23 protein-coding genes are annotated in these 26,958 nt (G+C 72.2%); 10 read left to right on the top strand and 13 right to left on the bottom strand.

Translation table 11 applies throughout. The annotated features are described in order from the left end of the window. The first annotated feature begins 120 nt into the window (after positions 1-120). The 3 genes from ND747_RS04650 to ND747_RS04640 all read left to right on the top strand — a co-directional run bounded on the left by ND747_RS04650 (position 121) and on the right by ND747_RS04640 (position 5,738). Complete coding sequence (locus ND747_RS04650) at positions 121-3,024, top strand: serine/threonine-protein kinase (RefSeq protein WP_251732054.1); 2,904 nt, start codon at positions 121-123, stop codon at positions 3,022-3,024. Between the two features lie 93 nt (positions 3,025-3,117). Further along, complete coding sequence (locus ND747_RS04645) at positions 3,118-5,094, top strand: serine/threonine-protein kinase (RefSeq protein WP_251732053.1); 1,977 nt, start codon at positions 3,118-3,120, stop codon at positions 5,092-5,094. Between the two features lie 311 nt (positions 5,095-5,405). Further along, the gene (locus ND747_RS04640) at positions 5,406-5,738 is read left to right on the top strand and encodes an SCO4848 family membrane protein (RefSeq protein ID WP_251732076.1); all 333 of its coding nucleotides are present in this window, start codon (positions 5,406-5,408) and stop codon (positions 5,736-5,738) included. A 125-nt stretch (positions 5,739-5,863) separates the two neighbouring features. On the opposite strand, the gene ND747_RS04635 is transcribed toward ND747_RS04640, so the two are convergent. Next, the gene (locus ND747_RS04635) at positions 5,864-6,439 is read right to left on the bottom strand and encodes a hypothetical protein (protein ID WP_251732051.1); all 576 of its coding nucleotides are present in this window, start codon (positions 6,437-6,439) and stop codon (positions 5,864-5,866) included. A 187-nt stretch (positions 6,440-6,626) separates the two neighbouring features. Here ND747_RS04635 and ND747_RS04630 point away from each other — a divergent pair, with 187 nt between their 5' ends. Next, positions 6,627-7,166, top strand: a complete 540-nt coding sequence (locus ND747_RS04630; RefSeq protein ID WP_251732049.1) for a GNAT family N-acetyltransferase — start codon at positions 6,627-6,629, stop codon at positions 7,164-7,166. Here the strand turns inward: ND747_RS04630 and ND747_RS04625 are convergent. Beyond that, on the bottom strand, positions 7,120-8,496 hold the full coding sequence (locus ND747_RS04625; protein WP_251732047.1) for a putative zinc-binding metallopeptidase: 1,377 nt from the start codon (positions 8,494-8,496) through the stop codon (positions 7,120-7,122). The genes ND747_RS04630 and ND747_RS04625 overlap by 47 nt on opposite strands. An 814-nt stretch (positions 8,497-9,310) precedes the next feature. Between ND747_RS04625 and ND747_RS04620 the strand changes: the two genes are divergently transcribed. Together ND747_RS04620 and ND747_RS04615 are read left to right on the top strand one after the other, a co-directional pair. Continuing rightward, the gene (locus ND747_RS04620; protein WP_251732045.1) at positions 9,311-10,294 is read left to right on the top strand and encodes a DUF1003 domain-containing protein; all 984 of its coding nucleotides are present in this window, start codon (positions 9,311-9,313) and stop codon (positions 10,292-10,294) included. A gap of 167 nt (positions 10,295-10,461) precedes the next feature. After that, positions 10,462-12,000, top strand: a complete 1,539-nt coding sequence (locus tag ND747_RS04615; protein ID WP_251732043.1) for a D-alanyl-D-alanine carboxypeptidase family protein — start codon at positions 10,462-10,464, stop codon at positions 11,998-12,000. Positions 12,001-12,568: 568 nt separating this feature from the next. Here the strand turns inward: ND747_RS04615 and ND747_RS04610 are convergent. Beyond that, the gene (locus ND747_RS04610) at positions 12,569-13,267 is read right to left on the bottom strand and encodes a 2'-5' RNA ligase family protein (protein WP_251732042.1); all 699 of its coding nucleotides are present in this window, start codon (positions 13,265-13,267) and stop codon (positions 12,569-12,571) included. Positions 13,268-13,570: 303 nt separating this feature from the next. Next, entirely contained in the window at positions 13,571-14,431 is an 861-nt protein-coding gene (locus ND747_RS04605; RefSeq protein ID WP_251732040.1) for a serine hydrolase domain-containing protein, read from the bottom strand. Between the two features lie 252 nt (positions 14,432-14,683). On the opposite strand from ND747_RS04605, the gene ND747_RS04600 reads away from it, so the two are divergent. Then, entirely contained in the window at positions 14,684-15,925 is a 1,242-nt protein-coding gene (locus ND747_RS04600) for a geranylgeranyl reductase family protein (RefSeq protein WP_251732038.1), read from the top strand. Between the two features lie 52 nt (positions 15,926-15,977). On the opposite strand, the gene ND747_RS04595 is transcribed toward ND747_RS04600, so the two are convergent. Beyond that, on the bottom strand, positions 15,978-16,247 hold the full coding sequence (locus ND747_RS04595) for a DUF3017 domain-containing protein (protein ID WP_251732036.1): 270 nt from the start codon (positions 16,245-16,247) through the stop codon (positions 15,978-15,980). A 69-nt stretch (positions 16,248-16,316) separates the two neighbouring features. Here ND747_RS04595 and ND747_RS29180 point away from each other — a divergent pair, with 69 nt between their 5' ends. From ND747_RS29180 to ND747_RS04585, 3 genes are all read left to right on the top strand, one after another. Continuing rightward, on the top strand, positions 16,317-16,439 hold the full coding sequence (locus ND747_RS29180) for a hypothetical protein (protein ID WP_285899987.1): 123 nt from the start codon (positions 16,317-16,319) through the stop codon (positions 16,437-16,439). A 461-nt stretch (positions 16,440-16,900) separates the two neighbouring features. Continuing rightward, complete coding sequence (locus tag ND747_RS04590; RefSeq protein WP_251732034.1) at positions 16,901-17,527, top strand: FHA domain-containing protein; 627 nt, start codon at positions 16,901-16,903, stop codon at positions 17,525-17,527. A 179-nt stretch (positions 17,528-17,706) separates the two neighbouring features. Then, positions 17,707-18,030, top strand: a complete 324-nt coding sequence (locus ND747_RS04585; RefSeq protein ID WP_251732032.1) for a hypothetical protein — start codon at positions 17,707-17,709, stop codon at positions 18,028-18,030. Positions 18,031-18,104: 74 nt separating this feature from the next. On the opposite strand, the gene purH is transcribed toward ND747_RS04585, so the two are convergent. The 8 genes from purH to ND747_RS04545 all read right to left on the bottom strand — a co-directional run bounded on the left by purH (position 18,105) and on the right by ND747_RS04545 (position 26,770). Next, entirely contained in the window at positions 18,105-19,775 is a 1,671-nt protein-coding gene (gene purH, locus ND747_RS04580) for a bifunctional phosphoribosylaminoimidazolecarboxamide formyltransferase/IMP cyclohydrolase (RefSeq protein WP_251732030.1), read from the bottom strand. Then, positions 19,772-20,386, bottom strand: coding sequence for a phosphoribosylglycinamide formyltransferase (gene purN, locus ND747_RS04575; protein ID WP_251732029.1), 615 nt, complete (start codon positions 20,384-20,386; stop codon positions 19,772-19,774). Before purN ends, purH begins: the two co-directional genes overlap by 4 nt. A gap of 354 nt (positions 20,387-20,740) precedes the next feature. After that, complete coding sequence (locus ND747_RS04570; protein WP_251732028.1) at positions 20,741-21,247, bottom strand: helix-turn-helix transcriptional regulator; 507 nt, start codon at positions 21,245-21,247, stop codon at positions 20,741-20,743. Between the two features lie 118 nt (positions 21,248-21,365). Then, positions 21,366-22,688: a DUF6350 family protein gene (locus ND747_RS04565; protein ID WP_251732026.1), complete on the bottom strand. Its 1,323-nt coding sequence runs from the start codon at positions 22,686-22,688 to the stop codon at positions 21,366-21,368. A 110-nt stretch (positions 22,689-22,798) separates the two neighbouring features. Continuing rightward, positions 22,799-23,716, bottom strand: a complete 918-nt coding sequence (locus ND747_RS04560) for a hypothetical protein (protein WP_251732025.1) — start codon at positions 23,714-23,716, stop codon at positions 22,799-22,801. A gap of 183 nt (positions 23,717-23,899) precedes the next feature. Continuing rightward, positions 23,900-24,772: a succinate--CoA ligase subunit alpha gene (gene sucD, locus ND747_RS04555; RefSeq protein WP_251732023.1), complete on the bottom strand. Its 873-nt coding sequence runs from the start codon at positions 24,770-24,772 to the stop codon at positions 23,900-23,902. A gap of 24 nt (positions 24,773-24,796) precedes the next feature. Beyond that, positions 24,797-25,963 (bottom strand): ADP-forming succinate--CoA ligase subunit beta, encoded by a 1,167-nt coding sequence (gene sucC / locus ND747_RS04550; RefSeq protein WP_251732021.1) that lies wholly within the window; start codon positions 25,961-25,963, stop codon positions 24,797-24,799. 459 nt (positions 25,964-26,422) lie between these two features. Then, positions 26,423-26,770 (bottom strand): DUF4190 domain-containing protein, encoded by a 348-nt coding sequence (locus ND747_RS04545; RefSeq protein ID WP_251732020.1) that lies wholly within the window; start codon positions 26,768-26,770, stop codon positions 26,423-26,425. Between the last annotated feature and the right edge of the window lie 188 nt (positions 26,771-26,958).

Raw genomic sequence — 26,958 nt, 5'->3', positions numbered from 1 at the left:
TGCACGTTCGGGCCTGGCCGTGATCGGACCGCCGACCGCCGGCCTGCCCCACCGTCGTGGACCGGCCACGATGTGATCCCATGGACGCGAGCCTCACTGGCGATTGGAAGGGACGAAGGGATGGCAGGCGAGTCCAAGTCTCCGGCGGTGCTGGTCGGCGGACGCTATCAGCTTGACGGCGTGCTCGGCCGGGGCGGTTTCGGCGTCGTACACCGCGCCACGGACGAGCTGCTGCAGCGGCCGGTGGCCGTCAAGGAAATCCGGCTGCCCATCACCGAGAACGGAGCCGAACGGGACCGGGCCCGGCAGCGGGTGCTGCGGGAGGCCCGCGCTGCGGGTCGGCTGCATCATCCGGGTGCGGTCACCGTGCTCGATGTCATCGACGACGGCGACCTGCCGTGGATCGTGATGGAGTACGTCGACGGGCGGTCACTGGCCCGGATCATCACCGACCTCGGTGCTCGTCCGGTGGAGGAGACCTGCCAGATCGGCATCAGTCTTGCCTACGCCCTTGAGGCCGCGCACCGGCTCGGCATCGTGCACCGCGACGTCAAACCGAGCAACGTGCTCATCACCGCGGACGGACAGGCCCGGCTCACCGACTTCGGGATCGCCGTCAGCCACGGCGACTCCCGCCTGACCAACACCGGCATGGTGCTCGGCTCCCCGGCCTACCTGCCGCCCGAACGCGCCCGGGGCGGCACCGGCAGCGCAGCCGGCGACCGGTGGGGTCTGGGCGCGGCGCTGTTCGCCACGGTCGAGGGCTGCCCGCCGTACACCGGTGGCGACCCGATCTCGGTGGTGTCCGCCGTGATGCGCGGCGACCGCCGGCCCTTCCGGCTCGCCGGTCCACTGGCCCCGCTGATCGACGACCTGATGAGCCCGCACGAGGCCAGCCGCCCGCCGCTGTCCGCCGTCCGCCGTCGGCTGCGTGACATCCTGCAGGCCTTTGGTGATCCTGTTTCTTCTCGCGCCGGAAGTCGGACGCACCGCCCAGCCCGCCCCGCCACCACCACGATCGCCACCACCACGATCGCCGCCACCACCGCGATCGGTGCAACGGTGTCCGTCTCGGCCTCCGGTGCCGGGACGCCCCCGGAGGATCTCGCTGCAACGACGGCCGTGGACCTGTCGACCGGTCCACCGGACGACGATCAGGCCCGGCCGGATAATCCTTCCGCTGGCGACCATGCACCGTCACCTGTGAATCGGGACCAACCGGCCGACAGGTGCGCCGGTATCCCCCCACCCAGCTCCGACGAAAGCCGCCGGGCAGCCCTCGACCCATCCGACGATCAGAGCCGTTCCCACCCGTCCGAGGTCGAAAGGGCCCCCGAAGAGCCCGGCGACGACCATGGCCGTTGGTCCGACGGACAACCCGCGACCGGACGTTCCGACCAGCCGAACAGTTCATCCATCTCGGACCATCCAACCGAACGGGCCGCTCCGGCCGAACCGCTCGCCGAAGTGGCCAAAGCTGGGATGACAACCGCCCTCACCACGGTCGCGACCGTCGCCGCGGCCACGACAGTCGTCACAGCCACAACGATCGCCGCGGCCACCACGATTGCCACCGCCACGGCAGCCCTGGCCGCGCCGCAGGTCGGAGGCACCGACCCGACAGGCACCGACCCGGTGGATGCCGACACCGACACACCGAGCACCGAAGCGCACAGTAAGCACGATGCCCAGGCACCGACCCCTGCGACGCCGACCCGGGCCACGTTGCCGACCCGCCGCTCCCCGGACGCCGCGCGGGTCCGGACGGCGCTGCCCGCGGCCCGGGCACGGATCACCCGACCGGTCGAGCGGCTACGCCAGGTCGACCGCACCCGCGCGCTCGGCGGCATTCCGGCCCGGGCCCGCCTGATCGGCCGCGGCGCCGGTGACCATTCGACGCCGGCCGCATCCACGTTGGTTCAGGCGGTCGAACCGACCGAAACCGCCGCACCGGGTGTTCCTGTGGCACTGACCGGGACAGCCGAGCCGACCGGGACGGCCGTGCCAGCCGAGACTGCCATGCCAGCCCGGACTGCCATGCCAGCCGAGACGGTTGCGCTGGCTGCGTCAGCCACGGCAACTACCGAGACACCGACTCCAGGTACCCGAGTGTCGAGCATGGACACGGCAGGCACGCGGGCCGCGGAGTCGGGCTCCGGCCCGTCTGTCTCACCCAGGCCGGGTCCACCCACGCTGGGCTCACCCGCACTGGGCGCACCCGCACCCGCGCCGGGCCCGGACACACCGGCCGCCGCCACGTTGGTCTCGGTCCTACCGGCCGCGGCGCCTGGCCCCGGGCGCGCCCGCCTGCTCGTCCTGGTGTTGGTGCTTGCCGCCCTGGCCTCGGCCGCCACCGTCGCGATCCTGCTGCTGATCAGCCAGGATGACTCGTCCGGTGGCGCCGCGCTCGCGCCTCGGCCCGGGGCAGCCACCTCGGGCGCCGCTGCGGCTGGTACCGCCCGCCGCGGCGGCGGGACGGAGGGTGCCGTCCAAAACACCCAGAGCACCGCGGAGGTCGCTGGGCCACCGGCCGTCAGCGACCCGCTCGCGACCAGTTCCGTGGTTGCCGTACCGCCGCTGGGCTGGGCCTCCTATACTGATCAGGCGGCCGGATGGTCGTTGGCCTACCCCGCCGACTGGCGGTCCCAGCCGGGTCCTGGTGGGGTCGGTAACGTCGATTTCATGGACCCGGCTACCGGCTCGTTCCTGCGAGTGGGTAGCGTCAGAGAGGCAAACACCTCCGCGATCGGCGACTGGCGGCGTATTGAAGCCAGTTTCGTTCGGACCGTGCAGGACTACCGACGCATACGGCTGACTCCCAGCGACGGTGGGGATGGCACGAACCAGGCCGACTGGGAGTTCGCGTACCGCAGGTCGGACGGGGTCATGGTGCATGTGCTCAACCGGGGCGCGATTCGCAACAGCCACGGATATGCCCTCTACTGGCATACCCGCGAGGATCACTGGTTGCAGGATCAACCACTGATGGCGAGCCTCTTCGGGACCTTCCGGCCGGCCCCATGATGTACTCATCTGCCGGATTCGCGCCTGTCAAGGCGATCGGAAACACGCAGACCATCCGGTCTGCGGATGCCTCCGTCTGTCAGACTTGACACGATGGCTAAATCGGTAAGCGTGCCCCCGGAGACGGACCGGCATGGCACGCCTCGGTATGTAGCCCAGCGCTACCGTCTCGACACGCCCATCGGGCGTGGTGGGGCCGGTGTCGTCTGGCGTGGTGAGGACGAGCTCCTCCAGCGACCGGTGGCCATCAAGGAAATCCTGGTGCCGATGGCCGGCGCGCAGAACGAGCGGGACGCGATCCGGGCTCGGGTGCTGCGGGAGGCGCGGGCCCTCGCCCGGCTGCACAGCCCGGCCATCGTGTCCGTGTACGACGTGGTCGAGGAACACCAACGCCACTGGATCGTCATGGAGCTCGTCGACGCGGACAGCCTCGGCGATGTGATCCGCAACCACGGTCCGCTGCCGTTCGACCAGGTGGCCGCCATCGGTCTGGCGCTGACCGACGCACTCGCCGCCGCGCACTCCGCCGGCGTGCTGCACCGCGATGTCAAGCCTGGCAACGTCCTGCTCGGGCGGGACGGCCGGGTCCGGCTCACCGACTTCGGCATCGCCGCCACCGAGGGCGACGTCACCCTTACCGGGACCGGCGCACTCGTCGGCTCACCCGCCTACATCGCTCCCGAACGGGTGCGGGGCTCGTCCGGCAGCCCGGCCAGCGACCTGTGGGGTCTCGGCGCGACCCTGTACTCCGCGGTCGAGGGCCAGCCGCCGTTCGAGGGACCGGAGACGTACGCGGTGCTCACCGCCGTCGTCGAGGGGCGCCGCCGGGCCTTCCGCCTGGCCGGCCCGCTGCGCAACCTGCTCAGCGACCTGATGGACCGCCCCGCCGAGGAGCGGCCGGACGTCAGCGAGATCCGCCGCCGGCTCATCCCGGTGGCCCGCAACGCCACCCCCGTCCCGGCAGCCGTGATGCACGCCCGGCCCAAGGGCGACGAGGAGGACGCCGCGCCCGGGCGAGGCAGCGCCGACGTCGGCCTGGAGAACCTGGACGACTCCCACCCGTCGGCCCCGCCCGCACCGGACGGTCGCACCCGGACCACCGGACCGCGGTCCGGTGCCGCCTCCTCGGCCCTCTCACCGGACATCGCTCCCTATGGAGGATCGTCCCCGTCCTACGAGCCGTCCCCGTCCGGTTCGACCGGGCCAGGAGCGGGTGGGACGGCCGCGGCCGATGCCTCTGTCGGCGCCGATACCGACATCACCGCCGACCCGATCCCGATGGACGAGACCGCCATCTCGCCGGCGACCGGTGGCCTGCGCCGTACCCCGGCCACGCCCCCGGCCTCCGCACGCAACCGCGGCCAGGCCGACCACGACGAGCCGACCAGGATCGGGCGCGCGGTCGCGCCGACGGGCCCGGTACGCGGCGGCGCCGATGACGAGACCCGCGTGGGCACCGCCCCGCTGATCGCCGCGGCCGAACTCGGCCTGTTCGACGATGACGAGGCCGCCGGCCTGGTGCACCTCGACGACGCCCGTCGGCGTGCCGATGCGGCCGGTGGCGCCGGCGCGGCCGGAGCCGGCCGGGGCGGCCAGAACCAGCAGGCCCATCGACGCCGGATCATGGCAATCGCGGCCGGCGCGGTCGCGGCGGTCGCCGTGGTGGCCGTGGCGCTGGCCCTCACGCTGTCCGGCGGTGACTCCTCGAACGACAACGACGTGTCGGCCCAGCAGACGACCGATGCTCCCGCCACCCTGGTGCCCAGCTCGGTGACGGCCCCGGCGGAGCCGTCCGGCGGCACGTCCCAGGCCGTGGTGGTGCCATCGACGCCGCGCTACAGCTACCGGCCACGGACCACGACGCCGCCACCGCCAGCCGCGACCACCCCCTCCGCGCCGCAGACCAGTGCCCCGCAGACCCAGCAGCCCACGTCCACCCCGACGACGCCGGTGACGACCTCCCCACCCAGCAACGCGCCGACGACACCGCCGCCCGCCACAAGTCGCCCGCCCACATCGCCGACGGCACCCGCGCCGACCCCCACCGGCTCAGTGCCGCCCGCCGCCTGATCCCGGTCCGGCACGGTCACCTGGCCGGGTGGCGTGACCACCGGACGCAGCGGCCCGGCCAGGGAATAGACCAGGCCAGGGCTCATCCGGTCAGCTGCGGCAGCCTCTCGGACGGCCTCGGCACGTTGGTCGTCGAGGGCAGGGGCATCTCCGTTATGGCGACATCGTAATTCTGGTTCAGCCGCCGCACCCTCCATCGATCTTCTTGCCCGTCGCGACTCCGGCCGTTGTCCCACGCTATGGCGATCAGCGTGGCTGAAATCGCGCGCCCGCAGAGAGGCCACGAAGGCTGCGGGTGCGAGGCTGGACGGGTGACTCTGTCTAAGCGCGCATCCTGGTTCTTGATCGCGGTTGGTGTCTGGACGTGGGCCATCTGGCCGAACTTCCTGCGCAACATCTGGAAAGACGATCGCTCCTGGGACAACGGGCCGACCGGCTTCTTCACGGTCCATCTCGTCCTCACGATCGTGTCGATCGTCATCGGCTCCGCCGTCGGCTGGCTCGGCATCCGCGGGGTGCGAGCCAGCCGGACCGGCACCGGTGGTGGCCGTCGCACCGATGGAGGTGACATCGGTGGTGACGGTGGCACCGGTCAGCCGCAGCGGGTCACGGCGACTTCCGGTTCCTCGAAGACACAGCCGTAGCGTCACTCACCCCGTGCTCGTCCTGTGCTCGTCCTGTGCTCGTCCCCGCATCCCGGCGGCGCGCGGCTCCACCGCGACCTGGCAGCAGACCCGGCCCGCCGGATGGCCCGAGCGCGGAGCTGGATTCAGATCCGCAGGTGCTGGCGGGGGCCGGCGAACGTGCGGGTGACCTCGCCGAGCGTGGCGTCGCCGGAGTACGCGGCGAGGGGGATGACCGCGTCGTCCTGACCAGCACCGGTGCCGGTGCCGAACCGGACGGCCCACAGCATCGACTCGGCGACCGGCAGCAGGGCGACGAGCACGTCGTTGTCGTCCATCTGGGCGGCAAGCCAGCTGATCCGATCGGACTGCAGGGCACCCACGAGGGTGACCTCGCCGCCGGCGCTGACCGGCTCGGAACGCATCCGCGCACGCTGGCCCGCCTCGCCAAGCGCCTCGGCGAGCTGCCCGGCGAGGCGCTCCCGCTCGTAGAGCTGCGCGTCCTGGGCGATGCGCAGGACGACGCCGTGCAGCTCCCGCTCGTGGTGCACCTGGAGCTCGATCTCCGTGTCCTGCCCGAAGTACCAGCCGAGCACCTCGGGCAGGACATCGCGCAGCTCCGCCCCGGCCGGTTGCACCATGGCGAGCCCGGGGCACTGCGGTGACCAGGCAGACCAGGAGGCACCATCCGGCCGCACGATCAGTGAGACGGACCTACCCACGTTCGATCACCACCACGCGACTCCTCCGCCGTCCCGGCCGGTGTGGATCAGTATCCGCGTTCCCCCGGCCCCCTGGGAGGCGTTTGGGCTAAAGGTCGCGCCGATTACGCCCAACACCGGGCGTCACCCGCGCAACATCCACCCCGTACGGTGGTCCGCGGCGGGCCGACCGTGGGACATTTTCGACGTGCGGCACGACCGACAAGCCATCACCGTCCGGCCGCTCACGGCGGACGAGGGGGCGCTGTTGCGCCGGTTGCGGCTCGCCTCCGTCGCCGACGCGCCGATGGCCTTCTGGCACACCACCGCGGTCCTGACCTCGTGGCCGGTGGCCGAGTGGACCCGGCGGGCCCGGGCCGCGGCGGACTCGTCCACCGATCTGATCATGGTCGCGCAGCGCGGCGACGAGGTCGTCGGCCTGGTCCAGGGACTGACTCCGCCCGGACGGCCCTGGCTGCGGGAGCTGGCCTCGATGTGGGTCGCCCCGCAGGTCCGCGGTCAGGGTGGTGCCGACACGCTGCTGGCGGCGGCGTTCGACTGGTCGTACCGGGTCGGCGCCGAGGCGGTGAAGCTGTGGGTGGCCCCCGGCAACCTCGCGGCCCGGCGCCTGTACGCCCGGCACGGCTTCGTCGTGCTGGGCGGACCGGAGCCGACGACGTCCGATCCGCTCGTGCGCACCTTCATCCCGATGCTGCGGACGCTGTACCCGGCCGCGCCCCGACGGTGATCATCTCATGGGCGAAGCCGAGTTTCGCCCGCACGGCGGGGGTCAGGACGAACGGATAGAGATCGTCTCGTCCCATGCTTCGGCTGATGGCGTTGAGCGCATAGGTCAGCGGTAGCCACTGGTCGATGATCGCGCGGATCGGCGACCGTCCGGCCGCGTCATCGGCGTTGCGCAGGTCCGCGGGCTCGGCGGCAAGGGTGTTCGCGGGCACCCCGAACGCGGCGAGGTCGGGGCCCGCGACATGCAGGCCGAACTCCGCGGACGTCCGCAGAGTGTCGCGGATGTGCAGGTAGTGGGCGAAGGTCTCGGCCCAGTCCTCCCATGGGTGCATGGTCGCGTAGGCGCTGACGAAGGTGTTGCGCCAGTCGGACGGCGGGCCCTGCGCGTAGTGACGGTCCAGGGCGGCCGCGTAGTCGAGGTCCGGATCGCCGAACAGGTCCCGGAACCGGGCGGTCCGCGCCGGGTCGGCTCCCACCAGCATCTCCCAGTAGTAATGCCCGATCTCGTGGCGGAAGTGCCCGAGCAGGGTGCGGTATGGCTCCCCCAGCTGGACGCGGACCCGCTCGCGGTGAGCGTCGTCGGACTCGGCCAGGTCCAGCGTGATCAGACCCTCGCTGTGTCCGGTCACCACCGCGTGCTCGCTGCTGTTCAGCAGGTCGAACGCGAGTCCACCGGCCGGGTCGTCCACCTGGGCGACGACGGGCAGGCCCAGTTCCAGCAACTGGGCGACGAGCCGGCGTTTGGCCGCCTCCGCGCGGACGAACCGGTCCCGCCCGGTCGGGTCGCTGTCCGCCGGCCGGGTCCGGGTCAGCCGGCAGCACCGGCACAGCGTGCCCTCGCCGGTCGACACCTCCGCGTCCGCCCGCGCCGCGTCGGCAGCGGTGGCCGGCGCCGGGACGAGCCAGTTGCAGCCGGCCCGCTCGCTGGCCGCGCACCGGTAGAACCAGCGCCGACGGTCCAGCGGGACGGCGTCGAGCAGATCCTCGGCGATCGGGTCGGCACCGATCGCCCGGTCGAGCAGGTCCGTCGCCGTCACCCGACGCACGAGCGTCGGCGAGGCCACCTGGTGCACCGACTGGACACCACCGCGACCGCCGTCGCCGAGGGGAGCCTGACCGATCGCCGCGGCGACCACCGCCACCGGCGGCAGCTCCAGATACACCGGCGCCGACCGTGGCCGCGCCGTCGACGACGGCCGCACACGGCCGGTCACGAGGGTGATGACCCGCCCCTGGTCGGGATCGAAGCCGAGCGGCGCTCCACACCGCAGACACGCGGAGTTCTCGAAGAAGACCAGCTGCCCGCACCGAGCACATCCGTTGACCTTCATCGACCCCGTCGCCTCCCTGCATCCTTCGGTTTTCGCGGTTCCCACGCCGGTGCCCGGTCCGACGGCACGAGCCCGGTGGTCTGCTCACCCGGAGCACTGCGCACCGATGGTCACCACCGGCCCGGACCGGTGCATACCCCTACCGACGTTGACAACGCCTCACCTCGGCAGCTCCCCCCGCCGACCTGGTGCGTTCGCGACCGAGATCACGAAGACCCCGCAGTTCCGGCCATCAACCCGACGGTTATCCTTGACAGGCCCCCGAAACTTCCTCTATTGAGGACCAGCGCGAGGAGGTGGCCGCTGTGAGTTCTGGCGGGTGCTCCAGTAACGGCCGCTTCCTGCTCGTGGACGACCGCCGAGGCTGACCTCGGCTCCGGGCGGCTTCGGCCGAGCCAGGCACCGCGTGTCCGGTCGGCAGCTCAGCCCACGTCCACGAAACCCGGGTGACGACTCCCCGGGGCACTGCCTGGAAGGCCGGCTGGTTGTCGGTCCTGGTCTGCCATTCTCTGCGTTCACCCTGGTGATCCACGCGTGGTCGCGATCCGGATCCGTCACCTGATGCCGCCGGTGGCGGGACGCCGGTCCGTCCTGCCCGCCGCGGCGCCACGGGCGGATCCGCGTGCTCACGGTGGATGCACCGCGGCATGCGACGGGTGCGGCGGACGTCCGGTCCAGGCAGGGCACGAGCAGGTGCGGTCGATCAACATCGTGAGTCGACCTGAGGCCGCCGCATCGCGCCCAGCATGCGCGCGGCCTGCTCGAGTAACGCGCGCCCGGACAATCTTCGTCGGCGCGCGGAGGGGGAGCTGTCATGGCCATCACCGCATCGCGCAACGCGGGCCGCCGTCGGCCACGGGCCGACCGGCTCGATCTTCCCGGCACCGGCCGGGCAACACTGCTGCCCCGGGTGGATCGGGAGGATGCCAGCCGGGTGGCGGAAACGGTCGCCCGCTTCCTCGGCACCGGCCGCTATCTGGCGATCCAGACGGGCATCGTGATCGTCTGGATCGCACTGAACGTCGCGGTACCGCTCATGCGCTGGGACCCGTATCCGTTCATCCTGCTCAACCTGGCCTTCTCCACCCAGGCCGCCTACGCCGCGCCGCTCATTCTGCTGGCCCAGAACCGTCAGGACGACCGGGACCGGGCCGCCCTGACCGAGGACCGCGCTGTCGCCGGACGGATGCGCGACGACACCGAGTTCCTCACCCGCGAGGTCGCGGCACTGCGCCTGGCCCAGAGCGAGGCCGCCACCCGGCAGTACGTCCGGGGCGAGCTCGCCGGCCAGTTCGAGGCCTTCCGCAGCGATCTCGAGCGTCTGCTGGCAGCGCACCTGCCGGCCGCGCCGGCCCTCGCCACCGGGCCTCTGCCCGGCGCCGTCACCGGACCCCTCGGGCCACGTGCCGCCGCCGTGGCCGGCGCTTCCCCTGCCGCGCCGTCCGTTGTCGCGCCGTCCGTTGTCGCGCCGTCCGTCACCGGCGGATGCGCGACCGAGGCGGCCCAGCCACGGGTGGCGCCAGGCTCCCAGCCGGCCGGTGGAGCCGCCGTACCACCAGCCAGGGGCACCCGGACGGACGACGAGGCGACCGACGATCCCCCGCCGGTCGACCCCCGGCCGGCGCCCGGCACGCCCCCCGGTACTGCCACCCGCCCGGGGCACTCCAATGCCGTTCCGGCGGCCCGGGTCGCCAGCCGCGCCAACACCCGCGCCTCGGCCGGACGGGCACACCACCGATCCGCGGTCTACGCCGGAGCCACCCGCAGAGGCGCAGAACATCCGAAAAAGGGTGATTAGCCCCCGGCGGACACCCGGATGCGACACGAAAGCCAACTGCCCGATGCGGGCCGGCTCATGCCAGTAGCGTTCAGTAGGTGCGTGCCGGCCGGTCGTGTCATCCTGCCCTGCCGTTGGCGGCGAGGGCGGGCCGCGCGCTGTGTGGAGCCCGCATCCGGGGGCGTCGCGTGCTGGCGTTGTTCGCCGCCGGCGCGCTGATCCTCCTGGCCTGGGGCGCTCCGGTTCGAGCCGCACCGGCACCGGCAGCACCCGCGGCGACTCCGCTGCCTGCTGCTCCGCCAGCCAACCTGACTGCCAAGGACTGGGTGGTCGCGGATGCCGACACCGGGGCGATCCTCGCGGCGTCGCACCTGCACGACCAGGACATGCCCGCCAGCACCATGAAGATCCTGACCGCGCTGACGATTCTGCCGAGCCTTCCGCAGAGCCAGATCGTGACCGTCGGCGAGGATGCCTCCCGCGTGGATGGCACGAAGGTGGGCCTGGTGCCGGGAGTCGGCTACCCGGTACGCGACCTGGCCACGGCGATGCTGATCGCCAGCGGCAACGACGCGACGGTGACCCTCGTCGACGCCAGCGGTGGCTCCGCGGCGGTACTGCAACGGATGAACGCCCTGGCCGTCTCGCTCGGCGCTCGCGACACGGTGGCCGGGGACCCGACCGGCCTGGACAGCCCCGGCCAGCTGACCAGCGTGCACGACCTGGCCGTCTTCGGACGGGCCGCGATCCACGAGCCGAACGTGCGCCAGTACCTGACCATCCGGCGGGCGTCCCTGCCCGGCCGTGGGGACCAGCGCTTCGAGATCCAGAACCACAATCTTCTGCTGGGCCGGTACGACGGCACCATCGGTGTGAAGAACGGCTACACGGTTGCCGCCGGGGCGACCTTCGTCGGCGCCGCCACCCGCGCGGGCCGCACCCTCGTCGTCGCGCTGCTGCGCACGGCGCCCGAGTTCGACCGCGACGCGCGTGCCCTGCTCGACTGGGGCTTCGCCCACGACGGTCAGATCACGCCGGTGGGCTATCTGCCGAACGCCGCCGGGCAGGGGGCGGACGGCGCCACCGCGGCGGACGGTGCGGCGCCGGCCAGTGCGGGACGCACCGCGCCGAGTGCCGCCGCCCTGCCAGCCCCCCGGGTGGGCGAGCATGGTGGCATCCTCACCGGCATCGGCCCAACCACCTGGATCGCACTGGGCCTGACCGCTGCCGCCTGCCTGGTCACCGTGGTCACCCGGCGGGTGGGGCGGCGGGCCCGGCGGGCCCGGGCGGTCCGATCCGCGGCGATGCGCACCCGATTCACCCGGACGGGCCCCGGTCGGGCCGACCGGCCGGCCCGACCGGAACCAGTACCGGTACGCGAACAGCGCCCGGCCCGGCCCGGGTCCCGGGCTGCCCGCCCGAGTGCGGACCGCCGCAGCGGACCCGCCTCGCCCGGCCGGCGGACCGAGCCGGTCACCGCCCCGGTCCGCCGGCTACCCACGCACCCTGATCCCGGCCGGGACACAACCCGCCACTGGCCCGAGCGGTCGCCGCGGCCCGGGCCGGAACGGGCCGCCGGCCAGCCGTATGCCGACCTCGTCGACGACGACTACGCCGACGGGTATGGCCGGTCTTCCAACCGGGGCGTCGACGCTTACACCGACGAGCTCTACTACGAGCTCCCGCCCGAGCTGCCCTACGAGGTCCCTCCCCGCCGGCGTACCTGAACGCACCGCGATGGGTGGCGTCGGCGGAAAGGGCCCCGGTGCGCTGTCCGTGCATGTTCACGGGCAGCGCACCGGTGGCCGTCGGGCTGTGGCTGGCAATGGTCATGGCTGGCCGATGGTCATGGCTGGCAATGGTCATGGCTGGCTGGCCAGGCCGTCGCTGGCTGGCGTCCACCACGATCCGTCGGTGCTCTCCGGGGATTGTCCGGGCACCGTCCGATGTCATGTGGTTCCGCGGGTGTCTGGTCCCGACGGCCGACCTCGCCGCCGTCACGGCCGTTATCGACGTCGGCGGACTGGCGGGGCGGGTGGGTCCTTCTACAGGGATGAAACGGACAAAATGATGCCGCGAACCCTGTAGAAGGACTACAAAGATCGACACGCCCGAGATTGTCCCGACCTGCGGAGCCGTTTTGATCACGGTGCGTTATATCGGTCGCCGAGTGCTGGTCATCGGTGACGGGTGGCTGCCTCCGGCCCCGGATGGTGCGCCCGCAGCCACCCCGGCACGCGGCACCCCGCCACCCCGGTACCTCGGCCACAACCGGAAACGTTCATGGACGGCACCCTAGTTGCCAGGAGTGGCCGGCTCGGCCGTGCGACCGCCGTCCCCCGCGGCGCGCGGTCGCGCCCCGGCCGCACCGAACGGGAAGAAGCGCAGCTCCCGCCAGCGCAGGTCGGCTCCCCGCTGATACAGGCCGAACCCGCCGACGTCGAACCGGGCCTGGTAGTCGGCGAGCGCCACGTAGGCGCGGTCAAGCCCCTCCGCAGGGATGTCGTGCGCGACCGTGACGTGCGGATGGTAGGCGAAGGCCAGCGGTCGCTCCAGCGGGCCGGACCGCACCGCGGCCGCCAGGCCTGCGCACCGCGCCGCACCCACGGCCACCTCGACGAACACCACCGGCGACAACGGGCGGAACGTTCCCGAACCGGACAGCCGGATCGTGAACGGATCGTGCGGCTCGGCGGCCCGGGCCAGATGGGTTTCGATCGCCGGCAGGTCGACGAGGCGGACCGTGGTCGGGCCGAGCAGCGTCACATGCGGGACGATCAACGCGGCGTTGGGATCTCCGAGCTGTTCACGCCATCCCTGCAACTGGGCTCGGTACGGCTCCGGGATGCCGATCGCCACGCCGATGTCGACCAGGCCCGCCACCTCGGACGTGCGGAACGGGTCCGCCGCCCGAACGGTGGCGTTGATCGCCGGTCGGCCGGCGAACGTCACATCCGCGCCGTACGACGGTTCGCCCTCGCTGTGTCCGTTCATGCGGCCGACAGCACGCCACGGTCGGTCCCGCCACGTTGCCCCCCGAGGGTCGTCACCCTCCGTGTAGCTACGCGCGTCGACCTGGGATTGATGGCCGGCCGTCGGGATCGGTGTCGGCAAGGTTGCATGCCGACATCATGGCCCACCGAGGCGCTCCGTCACCCGCGGACCGCCAGACCGAGGAACCGACCCGCTCGGAACACCCGAAAAACGGGCAACACGTCCATCCTGAAACGGCCGAACGCACCGGACGTCCCGTACGTCCCCCGGTGGACGGCGCCCCCCACCCGCCATCGCGGACGGTCACAACGCCGGATCCACCACCGACGGACGGCCTGCGGCGACGATGTCATCCGACAGGGGTGGCCACGCGTCGCGAGCCCACTCCCCGAAATCTCGGTCACTCAGAGCAACACAGCTCAGGCCGGCCACCGGATCCACCCACAGGAAGGAGCCGGCCTGGCCGAAGTGACCGAACGTCGCGGGCGTGTTGGTGCGCCCGGTCCAGTGCGGATCCTTGTGGCCGCGGATCTCGAACCCGAGACCCCAGTCGTTCGGATCCTGGCGACCGAAGCCCGGTAGCACTCCGGACAGTCCGGGGAAGGCCACGGAGGTCGCGGTGGCCACCATCGCCGGCGAGAGCAGGCTGGGAACCAACAGCTCCGCGGCGAACCGGCGCAGGTCGTCGAGGGTTGCCCGCACGCCGTGGGCCGGCGAGCCGGTCAGCCGGGCACCGGCCATCCCCAACGGGGCGAACACCGCCTCGGCCAGGTAGTCGGCGAACGTGATCCCGGTGGCCGCGGTGACGACGTCGCCGAGCCGCTCGATCCCGGTGTTCGAGTAGATGCGGCGGGTCCCGGGCGCCGCGAACACCCGTTCACCGCCGAACTCGAGTCCGGACGCGTGCGCCAGCAGATGCGCCACGGTCGACGATGGCGGCCCGGCCGGATCCGACAGGCCGATCGCGCCCTCCTCCACGGCGATGAGCACCGCGTAGGCGGCCAGCAGTTTCGACACCGAGGCCAACCGGAAGGGGTGGTCCGCCGGGCCCACCTGCCCGAGCTCCCGAACCCCGATTCCCCCGGCCCCGTCAGGCTCGCGACGCAGCACGCAGACCGCGGCCGTCTCGACCGGCCATCGTGTCACCTGTTCCAGTGCGTCCACATCCCGCACTGTACGAGGTTTCCGGGCCGGCGCCGGGCGGGTGTCGTGGGGCGCTCGCGGTGTACCTCGGGGCCGGCTGCGAGACTGGCGATCGTGCAGATCCCGCCGTCGCCGGCAAGCCCGTCCGGCTCACCGAGCCCGCCCAGCCCGCCCAGTTCGTCTGCTTCACCTGATGTGTTCGAGGCAACGGCGATCCGTCCGACGGGCCCGGCCGGACCGGCCGGACCGGCGAAGGACGCCGATACGATCACCGTGGCCACGCCGATCGTGCGCGTCGACGAACCCGAGGACGTCCCGGCTGGCACAGTCGACGTGCTGATCGTCGGCGGCGGTCCGGCCGGATGCGCGGCAGCGCTGGCGGCCCTGCGGGAACGTCCCGGCGCAAGCGTCGTCCTGGCCGACACCGCCGCGTTCCCCCGGGACAAGACCTGCGGGGACGGCATCGCACCGCACGGCCTCGATGTTCTGCGTGAGCTGGGTGTGACCGACGCGGTTGCCGGCTACCGACCGGTGGAGCGGATGCGTCTACGCACTCCGGGCGGTGCCGAGGTCGCCACGCCGTCGAGCCGGGCGAGTTATGTCGTGCCCCGGCAGGTCTTCGACGCGCGGCTGATGGCCGCGGCCCGGGCACGCGGCGCGGCGTTGATCCGCCGACGGGTGCGCACCCTGGAGTTCGCCGACCGGCCACGGCCCGACGGCCGGGGCCGTGAACCCGTCGTGGTCGTCAACGGCTCGCTGGCCGCGCGGGTCGTCATCGGTGCCGACGGCGCGAACTCGGTGGTGCGCCGCGGCCTGGGGCTGGCCGCCAACCCGCCGGAGTCGATGGCGATCGCCGTGCGCGCCTACGCCCCGCTGCCCGCCGCGGACGCCCCGGCGGAGCTGTTCATCCACATGACCGACGAGGGCTGGCCGGCCTACGCCTGGTCGTTCCCGATCGGCGACGGACGGGCGAACATCGGCTACGGCATGCTGCGCTCCCGGCTCGCCGCCGCGGACGACGGGGCCAGCGCGAAAACCGTGCTGCACCGCACCCTGGAACGGATGCTCCCGCACGCCCCGGCCGAACCGGGCACACTGCGGGCCCACCACCTGCCGCTGTCCACCCACCGGCCACGCCAGCCGGCCGGCCCGGTGCTGCTCGCCGGCGACGCCGCCTCCCTGATCAACCCGCTGACCGGTGAGGGGATCTACTACGCACTGCTGTCCGGCCTGCTCGCCGGGCAGGCCGCGGTCGGTGCGGCCCAACCCGCCGGCGCGGGCCGTCTGTACCGGCGTTCGCTGGACGCCGAACTCGGTCGCCATCTGCGACACACCACGTTGCTCGCCGGGCTCGTCGGTCGCAGCAGCACGATGATGGACGCGGCCGCCCGGGCCGCCCGGACCCGCACCGAGCTGTACGACTCGCTGGTCGAGCTCGGGTTGGGCCGCGGAACGATCCCAGCGAGCACCCTGACCCGCCTGGCCGTGCGGCGTGCGATGGCCGGCCGGCGCTGAGCCGGCAGCGGCCCGGGGCTGCTCAGGGCCGGGCCGCTCAGGGCCGGGCTACTCAGGGGCCGAGGTAGGGCACCGCGGTGGTGAGCCCGATCACCGCCCCACCAAGCGCCACCAGCAGCAGGGTGTCGAAAACACGGCCCCGGACGGCGAGCAGTCCCACCCGCCGAGCCGGCAACGCCAACCGGGCGCAGCCCGCCATCACCAGAACAATGCCGATCAGCAACAGGCCGCGCCGCCACCGGTTCTGCGAGACCAGCAGAAATCCGCCGGCAACGCCGACCAGCACCGCGGCGAAGACCGCCTCCCGGCGCAGCCACGCCACCAGTCCGGAGCCACGGCCCTGCCGCCGCCGAGCACCGGATCCGCGGTGGCCACCCGGATCTGTCGGACCATGGTGATCGTCCGGCTCGTCCTGGCCGTGCTGGCCACCGGGACCGACCGGACCGCGGTGACCACGCGGGTCGTCCGGCGGCTGCGCGGGGCTCGGCGGACCGGCGGCGGGCCGACGCCGTGAGGTGCGCACCGGTGCGGTCGCGCCGTCATCACCGTCATCACCGTCATGGCTATTGCGGACGGTAGGCGGCCAGGACCGCCCGGGCGAGAACGAGCCGTCAGGGGCCCGGTAACCGCCAGCGCTGCGGTCGTGGCCACCCGGATCCACCGCACCCACCTCCGGCGCCGGTCCTGCTCGGCAGATGCCGTCACGCGCCCGGACGACGAACAGACCACGTCAGTACGTGGTGTCCGGCCCACGACGTCGCTGGACGGCGCAACCTATCCAATCAGCATGACTGATGGCGAGGGCAGCCGGTAGGTATCCCTGTCTCGCGACGTACCCGGCGCAGATCCAGCAGACCGGACGGCCTGCACGGATCCACGCGCCGGGTGTGTTATCGACCTCTGACCGGGGATCTGCAGTCGAAGGCAGTCCGCGAACAACACCATCGCGTTCGGACGGAAGCGAGGTCGAAGAACGTGAACGGGCCGAGTGTTCGGATCGAGGTCACCGGTGAGGTCATTGCGCTGTGCCCAGAGGTAACCACGGTGGGCCGTGGGCCGGGGGTCGACGTGCTCCTTGACGATCCCAGCGTGTCCCGACTGCACGCCGAGATCATCCGGCGTGGCCCTCATCTTTATGTGTGGGACCAGGGCCTGTCCCGCAACGGCACCCAGGTCAACGGTCGACCGGTCGGCCGGCACATCCTGCAGGACGGGGATGTCGTCCGGTTCGGCTCTGCGGGCGTGCGGATCCAGAACGCCCGAGCGCTGATCGAGTTCACCATCGAGACGGCGGCCGGGCCGTGGGACCGCGACCACACCGCAGAGCTGGCCATGCCGGATCCCCCGGACCTGACCCGGCGGGAATGGGACGTGCTACGAGCGCTGTCCCGCCCGGCGGGCACCCCGGGTGCGTTCGTCATCCCGTTGTCCACCCGGCAGATGGCCGAGGATCTGGTCGTCACCGAGGGTGCCGTCAAGCAGCATCTGTTGCGGCTGTACCGCAAGTTCGACATCGCCCCCGGATCGAACCGGCGTGGACGGCTCGCCAACGAGGTGGTGCGGCTGGGTCTGGTCCGCCCGGAGCCGGTCGACTCCCCCTGACCTCACCACTGCTCCTAACCGCCACTGCACGTGGCGCCACTACCACATGGCCCTAATCCGGCCTTTCACTGACCCAGGCGAACCCATCGGGCACACAACCACGAGTACCCCCACCTAAGGGCACCCGGCACGCTTAGGGCAGACTTCCGGCCGCGGTGCCCATTTGGGAGGAGCTCAACGTGGCAGACGAATCACCTCACAGCAAGAAGCTGCAGGAACTGATGTTCCGAGCCTGGGAAACCTTCGGTGATGCCCGGCATCTGGACAGCGACGACCGCGTGTTCGTCCAGGCGCTGGCCCGTCAGACCGCCGACCGCATCTCGGTGCTGTACGGCGCGAGCTGGCGGGACGCCCTCGACTGGGTCGCCCAGCGCTACGTGCCGACGACGGACACGCCGGGTGGGGCCGCCGCGGCGACCGCTCCGGCGGCGACCACCGCGAACGGCAGCGGAACGGGCGGCCGGCGGGGTTCGGCCGCCGCCGAGGCGAACGCCGGCGTCTGACCGGCACCCGCGACGTTGGGCGGCCGACGTTCGGAGGGGGCGGTGGGTTCACCACGCCCCCTCCCGCCGGCAGCTCAGTGTGCGAAGTGGCGCACTCCGCTGAAGTAGAGCGTGACGCCGGCCTCGCGCGCGGCCGCGATGACCAGTTCGTCGCGCACCGATCCGCCCGGTTCGACGACCGCCCGCACCCCGGCCTCGGCCAGCACCTCGAAGCCGTCGGGGAACGGGAAGAAGGCGTCGCTGGCGGCCACCGCGCCCTTGGCCCGATCGGCCGCCCGGGTCACCGCGAGACGGGCCGCATCAACCCGGTTGACCTGGCCCATCCCGACGCCGACCGTGGCGCCGTCACTGGCCAGCAGGATCGCGTTCGACTTCACCGCGCGCACCGCACGCCAGGCGAAACGCAGGTCGGCGAGCAGCGCGTCGTCGGCGGGCGTGCCGGCTTCCAACGTCCACCCGGAGGGCTCGTCACCCGGTTCCTCGACCGCGTCCCGCGACTGCAGCAACAGCCCGCCGCTGATCGGGCGCAGCTCCACCCCACGCTGGTGCGGCGGAGCGGCGCACTCCAGCACCCGGATCGACGGTTTGCGGGCAAGGATCTCCACCGCGCCGGGCTCGTAGCCGGGGGCGACGACGACCTCGGTGAAGATCTCGGCGATCTGCTCGGCGAGGTCGACGGTGACCGGCCGGTTCGTGGCGATCACCCCGCCGAAGGCGGACACCGGGTCGCAGGCATGCGCCTTGCGATGTGCCTCGGCGATCGTGGCGCCGACGGCGATGCCGCAGGGATTCGCATGCTTGATCACGGCGACGGCCGGCTCGGTGAAGTCGTACACGGCGCGCCGGGCCGCATCGGTGTCGGTGTAGTTGTTGTACGACATCTGCTTGCCGTGCAGCTGGCGGGCCGCGGCCAGACCACCGCCGACGCCCCCCTCGTGGCCGGCCTCGACGTACAGGGCTGCCCGCTGGTGCGGGTTCTCGCCGTAACGCAGCACGTCCGAGCGCTGCCACTGGGCGGAGAGCACGTCGGGCCAGCCGGTCTCGCGGGCGACCTCGTCGGGCGCGACGACGCTGGCGAACCACGACGACACCGCGACGTCGTAGGCGGCGGTGTGGGCGAACGCGCGGGCCGCCAGCCGGCGGCGGGCCGCCAGGTCGTAACCGCCGCCGCGGACCGCCTCGGCCAGCGCGCCGTAGTCGTCCGGGGAGACGACGACGGCGACCGACGCATGGTTCTTCGCAGCCGCCCGGATCATCGCCGGGCCGCCGATGTCGATCTGCTCGACCGCCTCGTCCTCGGTGGCCCCGCCGGCCACCGTGGCCGCGAACGGATACAGGTTCACCACGACCAGGTCGAACGGCTCGATGTCGAGTTCGGCCAGAGCGGCCGCGTGCTCGGCGTTACGCAGGTCCGCCAGCAGGCCGGCGTGCACCCTGGGGTGCAGGGTCTTCACCCGCCCACCGAGTACCTCGGGGAAGCCGGTCACCGTGCTCACCGGCGTCACCGCCAGCCCGTGGCGGGCCAGCACCTGTGCCGTCGAGCCGGTGGAGACGACCTCGACCCCGGCGGCCTGGAACGCCTCGGCGAGCACGTCCAGCCCGACCTTGTCGTACACGCTGACCAGCGCCCGGCGCAACGGCCGATGCCCGGTGGGGACCACCTCGGCCGTCCCCGCTCCCGTGGCCGACCCGGCCCCGCCGGTCGCGCCGCTGCCGCCAGCCACGCTGGCACCCGATGACGTCATGACTCCTCCTGGACGTGAACCCCGGCCACCGCAGCACCCGACAGGTTTCCCGAACGCACGATCGCACCGATCGTCGTGACAAACAGGCCGCGTTCGACCCCCTGGATCCGATCCCGCAGCGTCGCCTCGGTGTCCGCCGGCTCCACCGGCACCGCCTGCTGAGCGATGATCGGACCGGTGTCGACCCCCTCGTCGACCCAGTGCACCGTCACACCGCTCACCTTCACTCCGGCCGCGAGCGCATCCCGGACGGCATGGGCGCCGGGAAAGGCCGGCAGCAGCGACGGGTGGGTGTTGACCGTCGGGAAGCGAGCGATGACCTGCCGGTCGAGAATCTTCATGTAACCGGCGAGCACCAGCAGATCCGGGGCGAACCCGGCGATACGTTCGGCGGTGGCCGCGTTGAACGCCGCCCGGTCGCCGTGATCCTCGAGCCGAACGGTGAACACCGGCACACCGACAGCCTCGGCCCGGCGCTGGGCGCCGGTGTCGTGCCGGTCGGTTCCGACTGCCACGACGGCCGCATCGAACCCTGGCTGCGCGATCGCGTCGAGGATCGCCTGCAGCGTGGTTCCCGCACCGGACGCGAGGACGACAAGGCGAGCAGCCACAACACACTCCGTAACGCAGACAGGGCCAGTGGAACCCACGGGTCGCGGAACCCAGGGGTCGCGGAACCCACGGATCATCGAAAGCCGTCAGCGGCCCACAACCTGGCGGGCACCGCGCGGGCGCACGCGACCGCGAGCCTCGACTCGCCACCAGGACGGACCTTCCCGGATGCCCAGCCGCCACCGTCGATGACATGCCGCGACCGTCCGACTGTACTGACTTCCGCCACTCCCGCGCGCCGCATCGCGTGGCCTGCCCCGCCTGGCACCTGGTCGCCTCCGCAGCTGGCCACGCGGCAGCCGCGCCGCCGGGCCGCGATGGCCAGCACCGATCAGGGCCGCCGCCGGCGCCGGCTAGGCGGCCGGCACCCAACCCGAGAGCAGCCCGGCCAACAGTGCCTCGATCGACGCGGCCGACGGCAGCTCGTCCTGCGTGGCACCGCCCAGGACAGCCACCTCGGGCAGCAGCCCGTCAAGGGCAGCCGCGGACTGCTCGGCCGCCGCATCCGCAGCCGGATCCGACCGGCCGAAATCCGGCCCGTCCAGCAACTCCCCGGGCCGACACTGATAGAGCTCGGCCAGCCGCCACAGCACGGCGGCCGACGGCGCCCGACCGCCTCGGCCCGGCCAGTTTTCCCAGTACGACCAGGCCTTGCCCGTCTTGACCGGGCCGGAGCCGGGCCAGCGTTCGTTCCAGTGGCGGGCGGCCTCCTCCTGCGTCCACCCGCGGGCGAGGCGAAAGGCCGCCAGCGGGCGCAGGCCGTGGCGTGCCCGCAGGCGCAGCGCGATGCGACGATAGGACCAGCCGAGCACCCGCAGTCGGCGAGCTTCGGCGCGAACGTGGGCAAGTGCGACCGGCACGACGACCTCCATGACGGTGATCCACTACCGCTGGACGATAGCCGAGCGCACCGACAGTTTTCGGGTGCCGCCGCGACCCGCGCCGGGCCGGCACCGCATCAGTGCGCACCGCACCAGGTCAGTCCGGCCGGCGCGACGTCCACGTCGCCGGTCGGGAGCGCGCCGGGGCCAGTCGCCGCCGCCAGAAGGACGGCTCCGCGTCCCTGGCCAGGAACGGGCGCTCGGCCCGCCATGCGGCGAGGTCGATGCCGCCGATCAGCACCAGACCGACCAGCCCGATCTCGCCCCCGGCCAGCAGCCCACACACCCAGGCGGCGGCCGGCCCGTACTGCCCGGCTTCGCCGACCTGCCCGAGCGACTCCTGGCAGGCCAGCGCGCACAGCAGTCCGCAGATGATCCCTGCCAGCCCCACCACGCCGAGCCGGTCCCGCGAGCGCCGCCCAGCACTCGCCCGGTGTGCCATCAGCGCGCACACCAGCCCGGCGACAAGCGGCACCAGGATCAGCAGCGGCCAGCCCACCCGGGGCAGGGCACTCGGCGGCAACGAGGCGAGCACCGGCAGGTCCGGCACGTTGGTGACCTGCACCGTGTCCGCGCGGACCAGACCGGAGCCGACGTGGAAACCCGGGCCGAGGGCGTACGACAGCGCCCACAGCACCAGGTTGGGCAGGACGGCGAGCTGGGCGACCGCCAGCCCCAACCCGCCGAGGACGCCGACGTCGAGCTCCCGTTCGGCGCCGGCCACCTCGGGCAACGTCGCGGCGATGACCAGGGCGACGCCGAAGGCGGCGGTCGCGACCAGCGACGCGAAGGCGGCCAGACCGCACCGCAGCGGGATCCGCACCCAGCCGGGCAGCCGGCGCCACGCGGCGCGCAGCCGGTGGCGCCCGGCAAGCGCTCCCAGCAGCGCCGCCGGCAGGGCGACGACAACCGTGCCCAGCGCCGCCGAGCCCAGCGCCGGCCGCACCGGTCCGGACTGCACCAGCAGGGCGATCAGCACGACGAACAGCGTCTGGGCGGTGACGACCTCCACCGCATCCGCCGCCACCCGGCGCCAGGGCACCGGTCCGGCGACGACAGCCGCCGCCGGACCACCCGCCGGCCCCGGCCAGGGGACCAGACCGGCGTGCCGATGCGCGGCGCTCAGGGCTGCGATCAGCGGAAACAGCGCCAACCCGAGCGGGCGCAGGGCGATCACGCCATCCGACAGGTGCAGCGTGGCGCCATGGGCGACGAGCCAGAGGTCCGCCCCCACCCGCAACGCGGCACCCGGGCTGGTGGAGGAGCCGGTGTCGGCGCCCCACACGATCAGGACGACGACCTCGATGAAGATCAGCCCGGCCGCCGACGCCGCGATCGCGGCCACCGCCGGCCGGCCGGCCCGTTGCCACAGACGGTCCAGATCCGGTCGCAGGGACCGTGACTGATGGAAGGCGGGCACGTCAGGACGCTCGCATGCGGTCAGTCGTCAGCCGAGCCAACACGCCGTCCCTCGGTCCGACAAAATGCGCTTCGCCCCGGCTGGTCCGGATCCGGAGCCGGAGGTCGGACTCAGCGATTCGGCGCGGACTGCTGGCCGTAGCCGTCCTGTGGCGGCTGGCCATAGCCGGGCTGCTGACCGCCGTAGCCGGGCGCAGGCTGCTGACCATACCCACCACCGGCCGGCGGCTGACCGTAACCGGGCTGCTGGGGCTGCTGACCGTAGCCGGGCGGGGGCTGCTGACCATACCCACCACCGGCTGGCGGCTGACCATACCCACCACCGGCCGGCGGCTGACCGTAACCGGGCTGCTGGCCGTAGCCGGGCGGGGGCTGCTGGCCATACCCACCACCGGTCGGCGGCTGACCGTAGCCCTGCGGGGGCTGGCCATAGCCGGGCTGACCGTAACCAGGCTGCTGGCCGTACCCACCGGGAGTCGGCTGCTGGCCGTAGGGCTGACCGTAGGGCGGCTGGTTGGCCGACGGCTGCCACTGGCCCGAGCCGCCAGGCCCGGTCCCGCCGCCACCGGGCCGCCAGGGCAGGGGGGCGCCGCTGGCGAGCGCCGCCAGCACGCCGAACACCGTCTGTGCCAGGCTGGCCACGATTGCCAGGAAGAAACCGACGCTGGGGCCGGCATCCACCCCGGCGGGCACGTCCGGGAAGCGGATCCACCGCAGCAGCAGCAGGAGGAAGGCCAGCAGCGAGACGGCCGGCAGCACCCACACCACGGCCACCGGGCCGAGGTCGGGCACGCGCAGCCCCGCGAACAGCCGGGCCGCGAGCACGCCGCCGACCGCGAGCACGAGCAGCACGGGGAACCACGAGTTGAAGCCGAGCCCCCATGCGTTCTCGTGCGCCGTCCGGCCGGAACCGAAGAACGAGAACTTCACCGAGTACCACGGCAGGAAGCTCACGATGAACATGACCGCACTGGCAGCGATCACTCCGATGTCGTTGGTCGCGATCTCGCGACCGCCGATTCGTGCCACGGCGGAAACCCCACTTCGTCAGGTCGGTCGGCGTGGGACGCAGCGCGCCGACACACCGGTCTGGAGTCTCGCAGCAGTGCGGGGATGAGGGAAGCGGTGCGCGTCCCTCATCCCCGACAACCTGGCGACTCCACGACCGTCCGACGACGGGTGCCGCACACGGAACCCATCAGACGGTCAGAACTACAACGACCGCATGATGTCAGCCATCAGCCGGGCGGTCTCGGACGGGGTCTTGCCCACCCGCACGCCGGCCTTCTCCAGGGCTTCCTTCTTGGCCTGCGCCGTACCGGACGAACCGGACACGATGGCGCCGGCGTGGCCCATGGTCTTGCCCTCGGGCGCGGTGAAGCCGGCGACGTAGCCGACGACCGGCTTGCTCACGTGCGCCTCGATGTGCGCCGCCGCGCGCTCCTCGGCGTCACCGCCGATCTCACCGATCATGACGATGGCGTCGGTGCCCGGGTCGGCCTGGAACGCGTCGAGCGCATCGATGTGGGTGGTCCCGATGACCGGGTCACCGCCGATGCCGACACAGGTCGAGAAGCCGAACTCACGCAGCTCGTACATCATCTGGTAGGTCAGCGTGCCGCTCTTGGAGACCAGACCGATCCGCCCACCGGGGGTGATGTCGGCCGGGATGATGCCGGCGTTGGACACGCCCGGGCTCGCGATGCCCGGACAGTTCGGCCCGATGATCCGGGTCGTGCCCTTCGACTTGCTGTACGCGAAGAACTCGGTGGTGTCGTGGACGGGCACACCCTCGGTGATGACCACCGCGAGCGGGATCGCCGCGTCGACCGCCTCGATCGCCGCGTCCTTGGTGAACCTCGGCGGAACGAAGATCACCGAGACGTTCGCGCCGGTCTGCGCGATCGCGTCGGTGACGGAGCCGAACACCGGCACGTCGTCGACCTTCTGGCCGGCCTTGCGGGCGTTGACGCCCGCGACGACCTTCGCGCCGGACGCGAGCATCCGCCGGGTGTGCTTGGTGCCCTCGGAGCCGGTGATGCCCTGCACCACGATCCGGCTGTTCTCGTCAAGCCAGATAGCCATCGGTTTGCAATCCCTTCGCGCAGGTCAGGCCGCGGCCGCGGCGAGCTGGGCGGCGAGCTTCGCCGCGCCGTCCATCGTGTCGACCGGCTTGACCACCGGAAGGTTCGCCTCGGCGAGGATGCGACGACCCTCCTCGGCGTTGTTGCCGTCCAGGCGGACCACCAGCGGGGTGGTCACGTTCCCGACGATGTCGAGGGCCTGGATGATGCCGTTGGCGACCGCGTCACAGGCGGTGATGCCACCGAAGATGTTGACGAAGACGCTCTTGACCGACGGGTCACCGAGGATGATCGACAACCCGTTCGCCATCACCTCGGCGGACGCGCCGCCGCCGATGTCGAGGAAGTTCGCCGGCCGCTTGCCGCCGAACTCCTCACCGGCGTAGGTCACCACGTCCAGCGTCGACATGACCAGGCCGGCACCGTTTCCGATGATCCCGACCTCGCCCTCGAGCTTGACGTAGTTGAGGCCCTTCTCCTTGGCCTTCTGCTCGAGCGGGTCGACCGCGGAGACGTCGACGAACGCCTCGTTCTCGGGGTGACGGAAGTCGGCGTTCTCGTCGAGGCTCACCTTGCCGTCGAGGGCGATGACCTTGCCGTCCCCGGTGAGGATCAGCGGGTTGACCTCGACGAGGGTGGCGTCCGACTTCACGAAGACGGTCCACAGCTTCGCCAGCAGCTCGGTCGCGCCGTCCAGCGCGGCCTCGGGCAGCTTGGCAGCCACCGCGATCTCCCGCGCCTTGGCCGCGTCCACGCCGGTCAGCGGGTCGATGAGGATGCGGGCCAGCGCCTCCGGGTTGGTGGCGGCCACCTCCTCGATCTCCATGCCACCCTCACGGGAGGCCATCGCGAGGAAGGTCCGGTTGGCCCGGTCCAGCAGGAAGGAGGCGTAGTACTCCTCCGCGATGTTGCTGGCTTCCTCGACGAGCACCGAGTGGACCGTGTGGCCCTTGATGTCCATCCCGAGGATCGCCGTCGCCTTCGCGAAGGCGTCGTCCGGTCCGTCGGCCACCTTGACACCGCCGGCCTTGCCTCGGCCGCCGGCCTTGACCTGCGCCTTGACGACGACCTTGCCACCGAGTTCGGTGGCGATCGCACGTGCCTCCTCGGGAGTGGTCGCGGTCTTCCCGGTGGGTACCGGAACGCCATGCTCGGCGAACAACTTCTTCGCCTGGTATTCGAAGAGATCCACGGTCCGTCCAGTCGGATGCGGTCGTTCTGGGTTGGGTTTTGTAGGGCTGCGTGGGGCTGCACAGAACGCCTGAGAGCCTACTGACGAGCCGGTTTCCGCGCGCGTCACGCGCTGCGCCGACGCCGGCACCCCGGTGGCCCGACAAGGCCTGGCCGGCTGGCCCGTCCGGGCGGTCGGCATCCGGCCGACAGGACGGCCCCGCCGAGCTCCAGGCCATGTCAAGCCCGGCGATACGGGACAAACGAGGTGGCAGTTCGGCTCCGGCGGTCCGTCCGGACGTCGCGCCGCACCTGCCACCACACCAAGATCGAGAAGCTCTGCGTGACCATTGGATCCGTAAGGGCAATCTGTGGTGTCCAACATCACGACTATCTCGGCCCGGGGTATGCCAGAAATCACAGCAGAACAACACCGATCGTGGTCGGCCTTCTGGTCGTTCATCCCGGTCCGCATCGCAGTTCAGCGCAACGCGAGAACGATCAGCAGACTGGCTGCCGTCAGCCCGATTCCGGTCCAGCCCAGCCCGATCCCCACGGTGGCGAGCCGCTCGCCCCGTTGGTTGTGCCGGCGGATCTGGGTCCGCGCCAGCCGACCGAGGACGACCGCGGCGACACTACCCACCCCGAACAGCCAGCCAAGCCCCAGCACCACCGACAGCAAAGCCCTGCCGTTGAGTCCCCGCTCGACCGGCGTCGTCGTCGGGAACGGTCGCGCCACCGGCTCGGCGATCTCCGCGGCGGGTCGGGCCAGGCCGTGGTCGGCCGTCGCGCCGGCCCGGAGGTGGGCAGCCGGCTCGGCTGGCGGCATCGACGGTGCCGGCAGTGACGCCCGGACCGGGGGCGCCGGCAGCGGTCGCGGGGCCGGCCTGGGAACTGCGGCGAAGCCAGGTCTCGACGCCGCCGGTCGAATCTCCCCCGGTGGCGGGATTCGGGCCGGGGCCGGGGCCCGGGTCGGCGCGCGGGCCGGCAGCCGCGTTGACGGTCCCGGCGGTGCGG

The sequence above is a fragment of the Frankia sp. R82 genome, from assembly GCF_023716925.1.
Taxonomy (GTDB): Bacteria; Actinomycetota; Actinomycetes; order Frankiales; family Frankiaceae; genus Frankia.
This window is presented reverse-complemented; position numbering and strand designations above follow the sequence as displayed.

What these genes read in the sequence shown, in the direction of transcription:
- purH (WP_251732030.1), bottom strand. Translation starts at nt 19,775, where the DNA reads ATGACGTCATCGGGTGCCAGCGTGGCTGGCGGCAGCGGCGCGACCGGC.
- sucD (WP_251732023.1), bottom strand. Translation starts at nt 24,772, where the DNA reads ATGGCTATCTGGCTTGACGAGAACAGCCGGATCGTGGTGCAGGGCATC.
- ND747_RS04650 (WP_251732054.1), top strand. Translation starts at nt 121, where the DNA reads ATGGCAGGCGAGTCCAAGTCTCCGGCGGTGCTGGTCGGCGGACGCTAT.
- ND747_RS04645 (WP_251732053.1), top strand. Translation starts at nt 3,118, where the DNA reads ATGGCTAAATCGGTAAGCGTGCCCCCGGAGACGGACCGGCATGGCACG.
- ND747_RS04620 (WP_251732045.1), top strand. Translation starts at nt 9,311, where the DNA reads ATGGCCATCACCGCATCGCGCAACGCGGGCCGCCGTCGGCCACGGGCC.
- ND747_RS29180 (WP_285899987.1), top strand. Translation starts at nt 16,317, where the DNA reads ATGGTGATCGTCCGGCTCGTCCTGGCCGTGCTGGCCACCGGGACCGAC.
- ND747_RS04545 (WP_251732020.1), bottom strand. Translation starts at nt 26,770, where the DNA reads ATGCCGCCAGCCGAGCCGGCTGCCCACCTCCGGGCCGGCGCGACGGCC.
- ND747_RS04625 (WP_251732047.1), bottom strand. Translation starts at nt 8,496, where the DNA reads ATGAAGGTCAACGGATGTGCTCGGTGCGGGCAGCTGGTCTTCTTCGAG.
- ND747_RS04610 (WP_251732042.1), bottom strand. Translation starts at nt 13,267, where the DNA reads ATGAACGGACACAGCGAGGGCGAACCGTCGTACGGCGCGGATGTGACG.